Below are 15,036 nucleotides of genomic sequence, written 5' to 3' on the forward strand. Positions count from 1 at the left end.
GCGGCGGAGGAGGGATTGAGAGTGGCAGCGCCGAAGCAGAACCAGGGCGATTACAACGCATCATCGATCACCGTTCTGGAGGGCCTGGAGGCGGTACGCAAGCGTCCGGGCATGTACATCGGCTCCACCGGTGAGCGGGGCCTGCACCACCTCGTGTGGGAGGTGGTCGACAACGCGGTCGATGAGGCACTCGCCGGATACTGCGACACCATCTCCATCACGCTGACCAAGGACGGCGGCGTGCGCGTCGTCGACAACGGCCGCGGCATCCCGGTCGACATCCACCCCGTGGAGAAGCGGCCGACCGTCGAGGTCGTGCTGACCGTGCTGCACGCGGGCGGCAAGTTCGACGGCAAGGCGTACGCGGTCTCCGGCGGTCTGCACGGCGTCGGCATCTCCGTGGTGAACGCGCTGTCCACGCGCATCGACCTGGAGATCCACAAGGACGACTTCGTGTGGCGGCAGCGCTACGACCACTCCAAGCCGGGTCCGCTGGAGAAGGGTGAGGCGACCAACCGCACCGGCACCAGCGTCACCTTCTACCCGGATCCGCAGATCTTCGAGACGGTCGAGTTCAACTTCGAGACCATCTACCGCCGGGTGCAGGAGATGGCGTTCCTCAACCGCGGCCTGACCATCGCGCTGCGCGACGAGCGCGCGCTGGCCAGTGAGGGCGAGGACGCCGAGGTCCGCGACGTGACCTTCTGCTACAAGGGCGGCATCGCCGACTTCGTCCGGCACCTGAACAACACCAAGAGCCCCATCCACAAGACGGTGGTCGAGTTCGGCGCCGACGGCGACGGCATGGCGCTCGAGATCGCGATGCAGTGGAACGAGTCGTACGGCGAGTCGGTCTACACGTTCGCGAACACGATCAACACGCACGAGGGCGGCACGCACGAGGAAGGCTTCCGGGCGGCGCTCACGACGATCATCAACAAGTACGGCGCCGACAAGAAGATCCTCAAGAGCGACGAGAAGCTCTCCGGCGAGGACATCCGCGAGGGCCTGGCCGCCATCATCTCGGTGAAGCTGGCCAACCCGCAGTTCGAGGGCCAGACCAAGACCAAGCTGGGCAACACCGAGGTCAAGAGCTTCGTGCAGAAGGTCTGCAACGAGTGGCTGGCCGACTGGCTGGAGCGCAACCCGGCCGAGGCCAAGACGGTCATCTCGAAGGCGTCGCAGGCCGCCCGTGCCCGCATCGCGGCCGCGCAGGCCCGCAAGCTCGCCCGCCGCAAGTCGCTGCTGGAGTCGGGCTCGATGCCCGGCAAGCTGGCCGACTGCCAGTCGACCGACCCGAAGATGTGCGAGCTGTTCATCGTCGAGGGCGACTCGGCCGGCGGCTCGGCCAAGCAGGGCCGTGACCCGCGGGTGCAGGCCATCCTGCCGATCCGCGGCAAGATCCTCAACGTGGAGAAGGCGCGCATCGACAAGGTGCTGCGTAACAACGAGGTCCAGGCGCTGATCACCGCGCTGGGCACCGGCATCCACGACGAGTTCGACATCGAGAAGCTGCGGTACCACAAGATCGTGCTGATGGCCGACGCGGACGTCGACGGCCAGCACATCCAGACGCTGCTGCTGACGCTGCTGTTCCGCTTCATGCGGCCGCTGGTCGAGCTGGGCCACGTCTACCTGGCGTCGCCGCCCCTGTTCAAGATCAAGTGGAACAAGAAGGGCGACGACGCGCAGTACGCGTACTCCGACCGGGAGCGCGACGGCCTGATCCGGCTCCGCCAGGAGACCAAGCCGAACGCCAAGCCCGACGACATCCAGCGGTTCAAGGGTCTGGGCGAGATGAACTACCCGGAGCTGTGGGAGACCACGATGAACCCGGGTACGCGGACCCTGCGCCAAGTCACTCTCGACGACGCGGCAACCGCAGACGAACTCTTCAGCGTGCTGATGGGCGAGGACGTTGAGGCACGCCGTTCGTTCATCCAGCGCAACGCGAAGGATGTCCGGTTCCTGGACATCTGATCCTTGAGAGCCTGACCTGTGGATATACACACCGTTTATCCACAGGTCAGACCCTGATCCACAGCGTTATCCACAGCTTCCTCAGCTCTATAGCAGGAAAAGAGTTCTAGACAGTGAGCGAGACTCCTGACCTTCGGCCGGAAGAGGCCGTCGGCGTGCACGGCCGCATCGAGCCCGTCGGGCTCGAGGTGGAGATGCAGCGTTCCTACCTCGACTACGCGATGAGCGTCATCGTGGGCCGGGCGCTCCCGGACGTGCGCGACGGTCTCAAGCCCGTGCACCGCAAGATCCTCTACGCGATGTACGACGGCGGTTTCCGCCCCGACCGCGGCTACTTCAAGTGCGCCCGCGTCGTCGGCGAGGTGATGGGCAACTACCACCCGCACGGCGACACTGCGATCTACGACTCGCTGGTGCGCATGGCGCAGCCCTGGTCGCTGCGCTACCCCCTGATCGACGGCAACGGCAACTTCGGCTCGCCGGGCAACGACCCCGCGGCGGCCATGCGGTACACCGAGTGCCGGCTGTTCCCGCTCGCGATGGAGCTGCTGCGCGACATCGACGAGGACACCGTCGACTTCATCCCCAACTACGACGGCCGCAACCAGGAGCCGACGATCCTGCCGTCGCGCTTCCCGAACCTGCTCGTCAACGGCTCCGAGGGCATCGCCGTCGGCATGGCCACCAAGATCCCGCCGCACAACCTGCGCGAGATCGCCCAGGCCGTGCAGTGGGTGCTCGAGCACCCGGAGGCCGACGAGGCGACCGTGCTCGACGAGGCGATCCGGATCGTCAAGGGCCCGGACTTCCCGACCCGCGGCCTCATCGTCGGCACCAGCACCATCGAGGAGGCGTACCGCACCGGTCGCGGCTCGATCCGGATGCGGGCCGTGGTCGAGGTCGAGGAGGACAAGAAGGGCCGGGCCTGCCTCGTCGTCACCGAGCTGCCGTACCAGGTCAACCCGGACAACCTCGCCGAGCGCGTCGCGGAGCTGGTCAAGGAGGGCAAGCTCGGCGGCATCGCGGACATCCGCGACGAGTCGTCGGGCCGCACCGGCATGCGCCTGGTGCTCGTGCTCAAGCGCGACGCCGTGGCCAAGGTCGTGCTGAACAACCTCTACAAGCACACCCAGCTGCAGGAGACCTTCGGCGCGAACATGCTGGCGCTGGTCGACGGCGTGCCGCGCACGCTGAACCTCGCCCAGTTCCTGATGTACTACGTCAGCCACCAGATGGAGGTCATCCAGCGGCGGACCGCGTACCGCCTGCGCAAGGCCGAGGAGCGCGCCCACATCCTGCGCGGTCTGGTCAAGGCGCTGGACATGCTGGACGAGGTCATCGCCCTCATCCGCCGCTCGCCGAGCGCGGAGGAGTCGAAGACCGGCCTCATGCAGCTGCTCGACGTGGACGAGATCCAGGCGACCGCGATCCTCGACATGCAGCTGCGCCGGCTTGCGGCGCTGGAGCGTCAGAAGATCATCGACGAGCTCGCCAAGATCGAGCTGGAGATCAAGGACCTCAAGGACATCCTGGCCAAGCCCGAGCGCCAGCGGAAGATCATCTCCGACGAGCTCGGCGAGATCGTGGCCAAGTGGGGCGACGAGCGGCGCACGAAGATCATCCCGTTCGACGGCGAGGTCTCCATGGAGGACCTCATCGCCCGCGAGGACGTGGTGGTGACCATCACCCGAACCGGGTACGCCAAACGGACGAAGGTTGACCTCTACCGGTCGCAGAAGCGCGGCGGCAAGGGCGTCTCCGGGGCGACCCTGCGCCAGGACGACATCGTCAGCCACTTCTTCGTCTGCTCCACGCACGACTGGATCCTGTTCTTCACGAACAAGGGCCGGGTCTACCGCGCTAAGGCGTACGAGTTCCCGGAGGCCTCGCGCACCGCGAAGGGCCAGCACGTGGCTAACCTGCTCGCGTTCCAGCCCGACGAGCAGATCGCCCAGGTCATCGAGATCCAGAACTACGAGGTCGCGCCCTACCTGGTGCTGGCCACGAAGAACGGCCTGGTCAAGAAGACCGCGCTGGCGGAGTTCGACTCCAACCGCAGCGGCGGCATCATCGCGATCAACCTGCGCGACGACGACGAGCTCGTCGGCGCCGCGCTGATCGCCGCGGAGGACGACCTGCTGCTGGTGAGCAAGCAGGCTCAGGCCATCCGCTTCAACGCCACCGACGAGGCGCTGCGGCCGATGGGCCGGGCGACGTCGGGAGTCATCGGCATGCGCTTCGGCGACGGCGACGAGCTGCTCGCCATGGAGGTGGTGCGGGAGGGCATGGACGTCCTCGTGGCCACCGACGGCGGATACGCCAAGCGCACCCCGATCGACGAGTACCCGGTGCAGGGCCGGGGTGGTAAGGGCGTACTGACCGCAAAGATCACCGAACGCCGTGGCGGACTGGTGGGTGCGGTCGTTATCAGCCCGGAAGACGAGCTCTTCGCTATCACGAGCAACGGCGGAGTTATTCGAACTCCGGTGAAGCCCGTGCGGCGGACGCGCGATCGGAACACAATGGGTGTCAAGCTGATGGACCTCCCAGAAGGCGTAACCCTCGTCGCCATTGCCCGCAATGCCGATGAGCCGGACGAACAGGACTAGTGCATGACGGAGACACAGGCGATGTCGGAGACCGCGGGGGCTCCGGCGAGTCCGGTCGAGAAGGACGGCGGCGACGCCGCCACGGCGACCGGCCGGGCGGCCGTAGGCCGCGCGACAGTCCCCGCTGATCAGTCCGAGCCGACCCCGGCCCGGTCCGCGGTCGCAGGTGAGGAGCCGGCCGGCAGCACCGCTGCCGCCGGCACCAGCACCACGACGACCGGCACCTTCACCCGTCCCGCGGGCATGCCCGCGCCGGAGGCCGAGCCGACCGCAGCCATCGCGACGTCCGACCGGCCGGCGACGGCCACCGGGCGCGCGGCGGCGGGCTCGTCCACGCTGCGTTCGGTGGTCAGCAGCGCCAGTGCCGGCGCGGTGCGGGTCACCGAGGCCGTGCGCGCGGCGCGCACCAGCGCCGGTTCGGCCGCCTCGCGCGGTCCGCGCCGGGCGCGGCTGAGCGTCAAGCGCATCGACCCGTGGTCGGTCATGAAGTTCTCCTTCGCGGTGTCCTTCGTGCTCCTGGTCGTCATCGTGGTCGCCACCTCGGTGCTCTACCTGGCGCTCGACGCGATGGGCGTGTTCAGCTCGCTGAACACGACCCTGGCCGACCTGTTCAACTCCAACGGCGGGGCGAACAGCTTCCGGATCAGCGCCAGCGCGGTGATCGGGACGTCGGCCATCCTGGGCGCGATCAACGTGGTGCTCTTCACCGCGCTGATGACCCTGGGCGCGTTCATCTACAACGTCTGCGCCGACCTGGTCGGCGGCGTCGAGATCACGCTCGCCGAGCGCGACTGATCCCTGCGCCACATCCACAGCGGTCCGCGGTTCGCCCCCGGACCGCTGTGGCGTGCCCGCAGTACCTCCGAACCGAAGCCGACTTGCGCCTCCAGGCCGGGGACGGCAGCCTTGGGGCTCCGGGTGCCGCCTCGGGTCTCCAGGCCGGGGACACCGGCCTTGGGTCTCCGGGGCGCCGGTCCAGTCTCCGGGCGTCGAGGCGGGCGGGTTCGTCTCCGGATGCGGGGTCGCGCCGTGAAGATCGCTGTCTACGGTCAGGACCTGTGGTTGAAGCGCACATTCTGACCGCAGTCGGTGATCATCCCGCGCAACGTGCGGCTCTGCCCGACCAAGATCGCTGGTTGGTGTCGGAATCTTGGGTGGGACTCGCCCCGGTGACACGGGACAGCGATCTTGAGGTGCCGGCGGGTGTGGGGTGGGCCACCCTGGGGCTGTTCGGCGACGGCACCAAGGGTTTGGGCTTGGGACCGCGGGCGTCGGTGGCCGGGTGCGAGGCGCTGGTCGGCCGGTGGGCCGGATGGCGGGTGCGGGTCCGGCGGGACTCTGGGCTGGTGGGGGGTGGTTCGGGGGTGCGCCACGCGGGGAGGGGATACCGGTTTGGAAGAGCCCGGACGGGTGCGGTAAGGTTCGTTGTCGCTTACGGGGCTATAGCTCAGTCGGTTAGAGCGCAGAGCTGATAACTCTGAGGTCGCTGGTTCGATTCCAGCTAGCCCCACTCCCGAGCGTTAAGGTGCTCATCATGTGGAAGAAGCTGCTGATCGTCGCCGGAGTCGGCGTTGCGGTCGCGCTGGTCGCCAAGAAGCTGAAGGCGGCCAACGACGAGCGGGCACTGTGGCACGAGGCCACCACCGCGCCGGATCTCCGCTGATCTGACGGCGGGGATCCCGTCCCTCGGGGCCTTAGCTCAATTGGCAGAGCACCGCCTTTGCAAGGCGGGGGTTAGGAGTTCGATTCTCCTAGGCTCCACCAGCTAAAACTAGGCTGTACCGAAGGCTGTAGTACAGCCACCGGTACAGCCTAGAACTTTTTGATCTAGCTATTTGGGCTCCTTCGCCTCGCCCTCCTCGCCCATGACTCGGTCGATGCCGTCCGCTGCGTCGCGCGCCTTCGCGGGCAGTACGTGCCCGTAGGTGTCGGCCGTGAGCCGGATCGTGGAGTGGCCGAGTAGATCCATCACGGTCCGCAGTTCCTGGCCGTCGTGGAGGAGGAACGTCGCGAACGCGTGCCGGAGATCGTGCAGCCGGAGCCATTCCAGCCCTGCGGCCTTGCGCGCCTGCTCGAACCGCCGGTTGACGTTGCGCGGCTCCATGGGTCCGCCAAGCGTGTTGGCGAAGACCAGGCCGGAGTCACGCCACAGCTCGCCGACAACCGCCATTTCCCGGTCCTGCACCTCACGATGGCGGACGAGTGCGTCGCAGGCGAGCCGCGCGAGGGGTACGGGCCGGGCTGACCGGTGCGTCTTCGGCGACACGATCCTGAGCTGACCGCTGACCCGCTGGAGCGTCTGCCGAACGAACAGCACCTTCTCGTCGGTCTCTACGTCGATCCAGCGCAGTCCGAGCAGTTCGCCGCGCCGCAGCCCGGTAGTTAGCGCCAGGACGAAGAACGCCTCCAGGCGGTCGCCCGACACCTTCGTGAGCAGCTTTCGGGCTTCGGCCGGCGTGAGCGCCCGGCGCTCCGTCCGGCCGAGCTTCGGCAGCTTCGCAGCTTTCGCAGCGTTGCGCTCGATCAGGTCGAGGCGGAGAGCGTCGGCCAGGGCGACGCGCAGCACGGCGTGAATTTTCACCACCGAAGCGGCGGCCATCTTGTCGCGCAGCTGCGCCACCATGCGTTGCACGTCGCGTGGCGCCAACTTGTCGAGCTTGATTCGCCCAAGGTGAGGGATCAGGTGCCCCTCAATGACCTGCCGGTATCGCGCGATCGTCGTCGGCTTGGTGGAGCCGTCGCGCTCTTTCTCGGCCAGCCACTCACCCAGCCACTCCGCGATCGTGCGAGGCGTAGCCGCCAGGTTCATGCCGAGCTGGAGCGCCCGGCGCAGCTCGTCACGCTTCTTGATGGCCTCGGCCTCGCTGGTGGCGTACACGTACTTGCGGCGGCGTTTGCCATCGATCCAGCCGAGATCGACCACAGCGGCCCAGAGGCCGGGCCGCTGCTCATACACCGAACCTTCGCCGTGCCCGCGGCGATTCTTGCCACTCATGCCATGCCCTCTTCGCTGGTCAGGAATTCCTCGATTGCGGTGACGGGGATCAGGCGGGCGCGGCCCGCTTTGACGGAACGGAGGCGTCCGGCGCGCATCAGCACGTACACGGTGTCTCGGCAGATGCCGAGCAGTTCGGCAGCCTCGGCGGGCCGGACGCTGCGCTTCTCTAGGGCGGCAACTCCTCTCGGACTGGTAGGGCGGGCGATGATGGCGGGGGTGGTCACGATGCCTCCAAGCATGAGATTTTATTGATGAACGTGAATAGAGTCCGCTGAGAGTGCGGTACGGCCAAGATTTTTGCTTGACCGATGTCGAGGCATGCGTGATGCCTCGCCTGCCCTCTCAGCGGGCTGGAGCGAACGCGCTAGGCGCTGACGGTTGGACGGTCCTGGGCGCGCACGAGTCGGAGGCGGCCGTGGGCGGCGGGCTCTCCGTGTCCCGGTGGGTGGGGGGTATCCGTACCATCCGTACCAACCGTCCCACTGCTCGTCAGGGCTGGTACGGAATCTTGGGCGGTACGCTTCGATCCGTACCAGTCAAGATTCCGTACCGTGTCTGAGCTGGGCTGGGACGGTTGGTACGGTTGGTACGCTTCCCCCGGTGTCTGCGGGACGTCGGACCCGCAGTAGCGGTCCCAGGCGTCGGTGAACGCGGGCCGCGTGTAGCCCTTGGCCTGCCCGGTCGGGAACCGCATCGTGACCGGCCGCACCTCGAACTCGCGCAGCAGCGCGCCCAGCTTGTGTGGGGTGAGATCGGACCAAGGCGACTCGTCCAGCGCCCGAAGCCGTTCGATGAGCTGCGCGGTGGGCAGCGCGTCTGCGTCGGCGGCGGTGAACACGGTCCGGCAGTCGGTCAGCAGCCGCACGCGGTCGCTGGTCGCGGCGTTTTCCTCCTTCGCACCGGTCAGCGTTACTGCGGCTGTGCGTGCCCGGATGGGCCAGTCGCCTCCGGCGAGGTCGGCTAGGGCGATGAGCGGTTCCCAGGTGTCGGCGGCACGGTCCTCCACTGGCATGACCGGCTCAGCCGTTCGCAGCAGGTCCAGACTCGCGGCTAGCCAGTCGTATAGCTCCACGCCGAGCGCGGCGACGACGGGCCGGTCGCGCATGATGCGCCACGGCTTGACCTTCTCCCGCCCGGCCCGGCGGCGCATGTGCACGACCACAGCCCTGTCCTCGATGGTGTCGGGGGCGGCGCCGATACCTGCCATGGCCGCCATGGCGAAGGTGGGGATCTTCTCCACTCGCTGGGAGTTGGCGTCGTAGCGCAGCGCAGGGCGGTTGCGCTGGTGGCCCGCGTTGAGCAGCCCGCGGAGGTCTTCGGCCGATCCGGCGGCGGCCGGGCCGAAGATGGTGTCGTACTCGTCGATGAGCAGCGTTGGCGGGTCGTCCATGCCGATGGCTCGGTATACCGCGGCCGGGCTGGCGTTGACGGTGATCAGTGGGTTGTGGCAGGCGGCTTCGACCAGGTCGAGCAGCCGAGACTTGCCGCAGCGCTTCTCCGGTGCGCGGATGACCAGTCGGGGCGCGCACGCCCACGCCGGTAGCGCGTAGGTCGCTGCGATCCACAGGACTACGGCGTCCAGGGATTCAGCGCTGGGCAGGATGACGTACTGGCTGATTGCGGCGCGGAGCCGGTCGAGCAGGGCTGCGCCGTCGATGGCGGGCCGGTCCTTCTTTGGTCGGGTCACAGTGTCACTCCTTCGGCGGCGAACCCGTCTCGGATGGCGTTGGGGGTGGACTTGGCCCACGGCCAGCCTGCGGCGTCGCAGGCGGCCACGAGCGCGAGGTAGGCCTCGGTGCTTGTCATGTGGCCTGCGGCGACGATGAGCGCGGCGCCGCGTGCGCAGCCGTAGAGAGTGACGCGGCGGCGGCCTTCTGACGCCTGGTGGATGCGATCGCACAGGACGGCCATGAGCCGGTCGGGGTGGGATATGGCCCCCGCGCTGCGCACGGGCAACGGCGCTCGGCCGGCACTGTGCGCGGGCGAGAGGCGCAGCTCGACTACGCAGGCGTCCACTAGCGCCGGGGCCATATCTCTGACCGCCACCGTCTCGTCAGCCCACGTGTACCGGCGTCCGGTGCGGGGATGAACCGAGGGCGGAGCGACCAGGTAACCGCCGTCTCCGCGTACGTCGAGGCCGGGACCGAGCCGCCTGCCCTGATCGCACGGGATCGAGCGGCCGGGGTGGCAGTAGTACAGGTGCAACCCACCGGAGCCGGTACGTACGTAGCGGGTTGGTGGAAGCAGCCCGCGGTTGATGAGCCCGCGGAGTGAGTCCATGCCGCCGTGGGCGGGGTCGGCGTCGATGCCCACCAGGCCGGAGGCCGCGCCGGTGCGGATCGCGAGGGTGCCGTACGGTACGGCGGCCAGCATGGCGGCGATGCGGTCAGGGTCGGTTGTGGCAGCGTAGAACCCGTGGCAGGTCAGGCATGGGCACTCTTCCCGGTCGTGAGGCTTCCCCGACTGTCTGGCGGCCTCGCAGGTCTCACATAGCGCTACCGGCCGCTTGGCCCTGCCGAGAACGAAGGTCGGCCAGCCGTTGGCGGCGTAACGCAGCGCAGCCGCGACTAGGGAGTGTGTCATCGGCGGCCGCCTAGCTCACAAATTCTTTGATCGAGCATTCCGGGCTCCTTCCCACAAACGACGGATCGATTTGACGTATCGGCAGGGCACGGCAGCTACTGATGGCCTGGCGGCCAATTACTGCGGTGTAGCAAGTAGCCCGATTCCCCCATTCGGATCTGGTGATCATTGACTGTGGGCGTTAATGTCCGGCTGTGGCGGACTTTTGGAGTGTTGTAGATGCACTAGGGTCGCTAGGTGGTGCTATCGGATCACTCGGCAGCATGGTCTTAGCTGGAATCGCCGGATATTTCGCTTACGGGCTCTTCGAAGTGGAATCTGAACGGGACCGTAAAGCGGAGCTGGCACGCCAGGAACAGATGGCCGAGAATAGACGTCGGCAAGCGGAGAGTGTCGGTTTCTGGTTTGATCGATTAAGCCGATGCCTCAAGATATTCAATGCTTCGCAGTTGCCTATATACAAGCTGTATCGATTTATTCCCAGAAACGATCGACTCGCCCGATGGCTTGAAAGACCTACGTGCATGGCAATCTGCTGCTGTTCGCCCGGGTGAGTTGGTCGAGATTGCCGTGCTTGAGCGGGACTCCGGTGAAAGGCATGAGCCGCTCGTTCATTATGCCTACCAACACGTGCTCTACTTTTCTGACAACGCAGGTATGCAATGGGTCCGCACCCCTGACGGCGGACTCATTTCGGATGGAAGTTTCCCGCTCTTGGGTCAGAGTTTCAGATTGGCATTCGAATTCTCTACTCTGACAAGAATGGCTAGGCGACAATGGTTGCAAGGACTGCGGACACCAGAAGAGGATCCGACCAGCGAGGGCACGTCCAGCGGCCAATCGCCATGAGTTTGGAGGCTCTGGCGACACTCAGGTAGTTGATAGCTAGGCATGCCCGAAGGCGCGAGAAACAACTTTGCAGGCCAGGGCCATTAGGTGTCGGCACTGGGCCTGGGCGATGCGCTCGTCCTCGGCGAGGTCGAGCACGATCCGCAGTTCCATGCGGTCGCGGCCAGCGCGGTCGCGGTAGCGGGTGCCGATGAACCGGCCGATGTCAGTGATCCAAACCTCGGGCCGTGATGCGTGCTCACCGGACGGCAGGCTGTTGGCGGTGCAGTGGTGAGCGCCCTCGCACCAGTCGGGGTGCCCGCCCGTGTCGCGATGGCCGGGGCGGCCGTTGGTGAGGGCGCGGCTCATCGGGTGTTCCGGTACTGGCGAGCGAGATGGTTGAACAGGCGTCGGCCGGTCCGCAGCCGCACGCCGTCGCCTTTGCAACGGCGGCACGGGTGGGAGCGCTTGAGCACGGCGGTGCGGGTGTAGCCGGTCGTCTGGCAGTGCGGGCAGGGTCGGAACGGCAGCAGCCAGCACAGTCCGGCGTAACCGACCGTGACCGCGATCGTGATGAGTAGGAGCGCGGCGGTGAGGGCGGCTGAGGTGGTAGCGGTAGCGGCTTGGGGTGCCATCAGGTGCCTCCGAGGGCCGGATTTTGGGTGCGGAAGGGTAGGCCCGCTACCCGCTACCAGCGGCAATGTTGGCTGGTGGCGTGGGTAGCGGCCGGGTAGCGCAGCCGCTACCGGTAGCAGGGTCGCCGCTACCGGTCGCGGTGGTGAATCGCCGCCTTAATATCGATGAACTTCACGCCTTTGAGGGCGCGGCCGTCCTCTTTGATATTCACGCTCGGTAGTCCCAGCGCGCGGAGTTGGGCTGAGATCGTTTCGGCGGTGAGATCGGCGTAGTGCTCGGGCAGACGAAGGGCGAGCCGTTCGGCCAGCTGAAGCCAGGACAGGCCGTTCTCGCCGGTGAACATCGCCGCGGCGTCGGCGAGGACGTCGCGGCGCTGCCGGGCGACGGTTTCGCCGGCGGCCATGCCGGACAGGGTTCCGGCGTGTTCCCGGATGATCCGGGCGGCTTTGAGGATCTTTTCGGCGTCGTCGGCGTCGGCCAGGTAGGTGCGCACGGTCGGGGTTTCGTCGGTTGCGCCGCGCAGGATGCCCACGCCCTTGTATGACGGCAGCAGCGTGGAACTGTCGTGGCCCTCGCCGTACGCGCCGGACCCGAGGACCAGGTCCGACATCTGCCACGAGCCGGTGCGCAGCGAAAACCTGACCTGGTGGTTGTCGCGGAAGTTGATGAACTGGGTGGCGATCTGCCCGTTGCCGATCCCGGACGGCCGCTGCGTGGCGTCGATGAATATGACCCCGGCGGCCGGGGCGACCTTCACCAGGTATACCAGCAGCGATGCGATCTCCTTGGACTGCTCGCCCAGGTCGAAGTACTCCTGGAACTCGTCCATGACGACCATCCGCACCGGCATCGCATACTTGGGGTTGCGGGCGATGTCGCGGGTGAGCTTGCCGTCCGGGCACACGTCCACCGGCAGCCGCGACAGCTTCTCGTAGCGGGCCTGCACGTCCTCCTTCAGTTCCCGCAGCGCTTCAAGGACCGTTTCGACGGGGTCGCCGTCGCGGGTTATGGCCAGCCCGAACGCGTACCGGTCGGCGACCAGGGAGAACCGTCGCCAGTCGGGTTTGCCGCCCCCGTCGAGCACGGTGAGCTTCACGTACGGGTCCAGCGCCCCGTACAGCGCGAGGGCGCGCGCGGCGAACGTCTTGCCCTGCCGGGGGAACGCCCCGACCAGCATGGAATTCCACATCAGGTCCAGTGCGACCGCACGCCCGCGCTCGTCCAGCCCGAACGGCGCGGGCTGCCAGATGTCGGCGGGCTGGCACCGCAGCAGCGGCGTACGCCCGGCCGGCAAAGCAAGCGGGTCACGGTCGGCGACCCACAGCACGTGACGGCGATGCGAGGTGGGGTCGCGGCTGATGAACACCTGCGACAGTGCCACATCCAGCCCGGATGCGATCTTGTCGCGGGCCTTGACCGCGTCGTCCAGACCCTTGCCGTAGGGCAGGTCAATGACGACCTGGGAGCCGGTGCCGGATGGGTCGCGGGCCATGGTGGACCCGAACGCGATCTGCTGCCCCGCCTTGTCGGGGTGGCCCAACCCGGCGGCGTAGTAGGCACGCAGCACGATGTCCGGGTTCAGCTTCCGGAACCGGGACGCGACCTGCGCTCGCGACACGATCGAGGCTCCGGCGGGCTTGCCGATCGCGGCCAGCCCGAGCCCGGCCAGGACCGCGACACCGGCGGTGGCGTACCACGGCGCGGCGGCCACCATCACCGGCACGCCCACCGCCAGCCCGGCGGCCTCGCCCAGCAGGACCAGGCCACGGAACGTGCGCGTGGACTTGCCCTCGCGGTGGACCTTCTGCCACATCGCACCGTCGCCCGCGTTGGCGGCGGCCTGCTCCAGGATGCGGGCCTCATCGACCCACCACCAGCGCAACTGGCGTCCGGTCAGCTTGAACCCGCCCGCCAGCGCGTAGAACGCGGCCTTGCCCGCGTACCACGGGCCACGCACGGCGTGGAACGCGGCGACATTCGCCCACCGGCCTGCGGTGTTGGCCGTCTCGGCGCGCAGCGCGGGCCAGGAGCGCAGCACCGGCGGGATCACCGCGCGGCGCGGCGCGGCCGGTTCGGGCTGCTCGACCAGCATCCCGCCACGCTGCGGCTGCTCGTCAAGGGCCACGTCGAAGTGGGACATGGCGGGCTGGGCCTGGTCGAGGAGTTCGGACATGCCCGCGTCCCAGTCACGCGGGTTGTTCTCGTCGATTGCCATGATGAGCGTGCACCTTCCTTCAAGGTTGGAGGGGTGTAAGGGGCGTGACCTGCGGTTCGGGCGACTGAAGGTCACGCCCCGGCTAGGGCACTCAGCCTTGGACGGCGCTGGCGGCGCGCTCCTGCTCGATCAGGTCGCAGATGCGGGCCAGGTCGGCGCGGTAGGCACGGTTGAACACACTGGCCACTCCCAGCACGGCCACGGTCACGCCCAGCAGGCCCAGCTCGGCCCAGTTCGGGGCGTCGGCCAGCCACGCCGTGAACGTCACCGACACAGCGACGATGGTGACGAGCAGGGCCACGTGCCAGCGGTGCGCGGAACGCTCCGCGCGCAGCATCAGCACCTGGGCCGGGGTCGGGTTGTCGATGTGCAGCATTCGGGTTTCCTTCCTCTCGGTTCGCCTGTCTGGCGGCCACCGCACCCGCCGCGCGGCAGCGCCCGGCGGGTCAGGAGGCGGCCAGCGCCGCAATCGGCACCCCCGCGCTTAGGCATCGTTAAGTGTTTCCTACAATGTGGACAGTCGACGCCGGTCCGGCCCGGATACATGCGTCGACAGCTTTCCCGGGGGATGTCTGGGAGAGCGACTGCCCGGCGACGAGGTCACAGCCGCTGCCGGGCGGCAGCCTCAGCGGTCACTCACAGGGCTGCGCTGAGGCGGGCTGGTCCGGTGGCGCTCCCCGTGCCGTCACCGGGCCAGCCACCCAACAGCGACAAGCGGACTCCCCTTAACCGCCGTTCAGCAAGTTGCTACGATTTGCGTTGTTAGCCCGATTACGCCCAAGGTCATCGGGTCAGCTGCTCCAAGAAGGGGTTCGAGGAGCGGCCAGCCCACCGCTCTGGACAAGGCGGTGGGCTGGCATTTCTCAGTCCGGGGTGAGACAACGGGCTGAGGGGGTTGGCCCGGTGTCGAGCCACATCGGGCCGGCCGCAAGCGCCTAACGATCTTGTGCGCAATAGCTGACGGTGGCGGTTGCTGGTCCGATCGCAGATCCTTTTTGGATGCCGCGTCGATGGGCTCGTCGTGTCTTCAGCCACCCGGTGTTCACGGGCATCTCCCGGCGGCATCTGCGGCTGGTCTTGGCCGAGGTGGGTCCGGCCTGGGTCGCCGGCCGGGAGGGCCGGCTGCACGAGCGGCGCGGTGGACGTCGACGGCGCGCAGCGGGCGCGGGAAGACCCCTCGACCTGCG

Annotated in this window: 12 protein-coding genes and 2 tRNA genes; 7 read left to right on the top strand and 7 right to left on the bottom strand. The window is 67.6% G+C overall.

Annotation, left to right across the window (positions count from 1 at the left end; all coding sequences use genetic code 11):
- The first annotated feature begins 21 nt into the window (after positions 1-21).
- From gyrB to AB0J67_RS23955, 6 genes are all read left to right on the top strand, one after another.
- Positions 22-1,980: a DNA topoisomerase (ATP-hydrolyzing) subunit B gene (gene gyrB, locus AB0J67_RS23930; RefSeq protein ID WP_363485658.1), complete on the top strand. Its 1,959-nt coding sequence runs from the start codon at positions 22-24 to the stop codon at positions 1,978-1,980.
- 113 nt (positions 1,981-2,093) lie between these two features.
- Positions 2,094-4,589 carry a DNA gyrase subunit A gene (gyrA, locus tag AB0J67_RS23935; protein WP_363485659.1) on the top strand — a complete coding sequence of 832 codons (2,496 nt, stop codon included), beginning with the start codon at positions 2,094-2,096 and terminating at the stop codon, positions 4,587-4,589.
- Positions 4,590-4,592: 3 nt separating this feature from the next.
- Entirely contained in the window at positions 4,593-5,384 is a 792-nt protein-coding gene (locus tag AB0J67_RS23940; protein ID WP_363485660.1) for a DUF3566 domain-containing protein, read from the top strand.
- 641 nt (positions 5,385-6,025) lie between these two features.
- Positions 6,026-6,099: transfer RNA gene (locus tag AB0J67_RS23945), tRNA-Ile, on the top strand.
- 24 nt (positions 6,100-6,123) lie between these two features.
- Positions 6,124-6,252 carry a DLW-39 family protein gene (locus AB0J67_RS23950; RefSeq protein WP_212840211.1) on the top strand — a complete coding sequence of 43 codons (129 nt, stop codon included), beginning with the start codon at positions 6,124-6,126 and terminating at the stop codon, positions 6,250-6,252.
- 25 nt (positions 6,253-6,277) lie between these two features.
- Positions 6,278-6,353 (top strand) — tRNA-Ala (locus tag AB0J67_RS23955).
- A 67-nt stretch (positions 6,354-6,420) separates the two neighbouring features.
- Here the strand turns inward: AB0J67_RS23955 and AB0J67_RS23960 are convergent.
- The 7 genes from AB0J67_RS23960 to AB0J67_RS23990 all read right to left on the bottom strand — a co-directional run bounded on the left by AB0J67_RS23960 (position 6,421) and on the right by AB0J67_RS23990 (position 14,225).
- Positions 6,421-7,584 carry a tyrosine-type recombinase/integrase gene (locus tag AB0J67_RS23960; protein WP_363485661.1) on the bottom strand — a complete coding sequence of 388 codons (1,164 nt, stop codon included), beginning with the start codon at positions 7,582-7,584 and terminating at the stop codon, positions 6,421-6,423.
- The gene (locus AB0J67_RS23965; RefSeq protein ID WP_363485662.1) at positions 7,581-7,811 is read right to left on the bottom strand and encodes a helix-turn-helix domain-containing protein; all 231 of its coding nucleotides are present in this window, start codon (positions 7,809-7,811) and stop codon (positions 7,581-7,583) included. The genes AB0J67_RS23960 and AB0J67_RS23965 overlap by 4 nt, the downstream gene beginning before the upstream one ends.
- A gap of 140 nt (positions 7,812-7,951) precedes the next feature.
- On the bottom strand, positions 7,952-9,274 hold the full coding sequence (locus AB0J67_RS23970) for a DUF3631 domain-containing protein (protein ID WP_363485663.1): 1,323 nt from the start codon (positions 9,272-9,274) through the stop codon (positions 7,952-7,954).
- Positions 9,271-10,170 carry a bifunctional DNA primase/polymerase gene (locus AB0J67_RS23975; protein WP_363485664.1) on the bottom strand — a complete coding sequence of 300 codons (900 nt, stop codon included), beginning with the start codon at positions 10,168-10,170 and terminating at the stop codon, positions 9,271-9,273. The genes AB0J67_RS23970 and AB0J67_RS23975 overlap by 4 nt, the downstream gene beginning before the upstream one ends.
- Before the next feature lie 885 nt (positions 10,171-11,055).
- Positions 11,056-11,367, bottom strand: coding sequence for a hypothetical protein (locus AB0J67_RS23980; RefSeq protein WP_363485665.1), 312 nt, complete (start codon positions 11,365-11,367; stop codon positions 11,056-11,058).
- 394 nt (positions 11,368-11,761) lie between these two features.
- Complete coding sequence (locus AB0J67_RS23985) at positions 11,762-13,849, bottom strand: cell division protein FtsK (RefSeq protein WP_363485666.1); 2,088 nt, start codon at positions 13,847-13,849, stop codon at positions 11,762-11,764.
- Positions 13,850-13,940: 91 nt separating this feature from the next.
- Entirely contained in the window at positions 13,941-14,225 is a 285-nt protein-coding gene (locus AB0J67_RS23990) for a hypothetical protein (RefSeq protein WP_363485667.1), read from the bottom strand.
- Positions 14,226-14,848: 623 nt separating this feature from the next.
- On the opposite strand from AB0J67_RS23990, the gene AB0J67_RS23995 reads away from it, so the two are divergent.
- On the top strand, positions 14,849-15,036 hold a 188-nt coding region (locus AB0J67_RS23995), incomplete at its 3' end, for a hypothetical protein (RefSeq protein WP_363485668.1).

It is taken from the genome of Catellatospora sp. NPDC049609, assembly GCF_040675365.1.
Lineage (GTDB): Bacteria > Actinomycetota > Actinomycetes > Mycobacteriales > Micromonosporaceae > Catellatospora.

Excerpts from the sequence above, each read along its gene's own strand:
- AB0J67_RS23940 (WP_363485660.1), top strand. The coding sequence starts at position 4,593 with ATGACGGAGACACAGGCGATGTCGGAGACCGCGGGGGCTCCGGCGAGT.
- AB0J67_RS23950 (WP_212840211.1), top strand. The coding sequence starts at position 6,124 with ATGTGGAAGAAGCTGCTGATCGTCGCCGGAGTCGGCGTTGCGGTCGCG.
- AB0J67_RS23960 (WP_363485661.1), bottom strand. The coding sequence starts at position 7,584 with ATGAGTGGCAAGAATCGCCGCGGGCACGGCGAAGGTTCGGTGTATGAG.
- AB0J67_RS23975 (WP_363485664.1), bottom strand. The coding sequence starts at position 10,170 with ATGACACACTCCCTAGTCGCGGCTGCGCTGCGTTACGCCGCCAACGGC.
- AB0J67_RS23980 (WP_363485665.1), bottom strand. The coding sequence starts at position 11,367 with ATGAGCCGCGCCCTCACCAACGGCCGCCCCGGCCATCGCGACACGGGC.
- AB0J67_RS23985 (WP_363485666.1), bottom strand. The coding sequence starts at position 13,849 with ATGGCAATCGACGAGAACAACCCGCGTGACTGGGACGCGGGCATGTCC.
- AB0J67_RS23990 (WP_363485667.1), bottom strand. The coding sequence starts at position 14,225 with ATGCTGCACATCGACAACCCGACCCCGGCCCAGGTGCTGATGCTGCGC.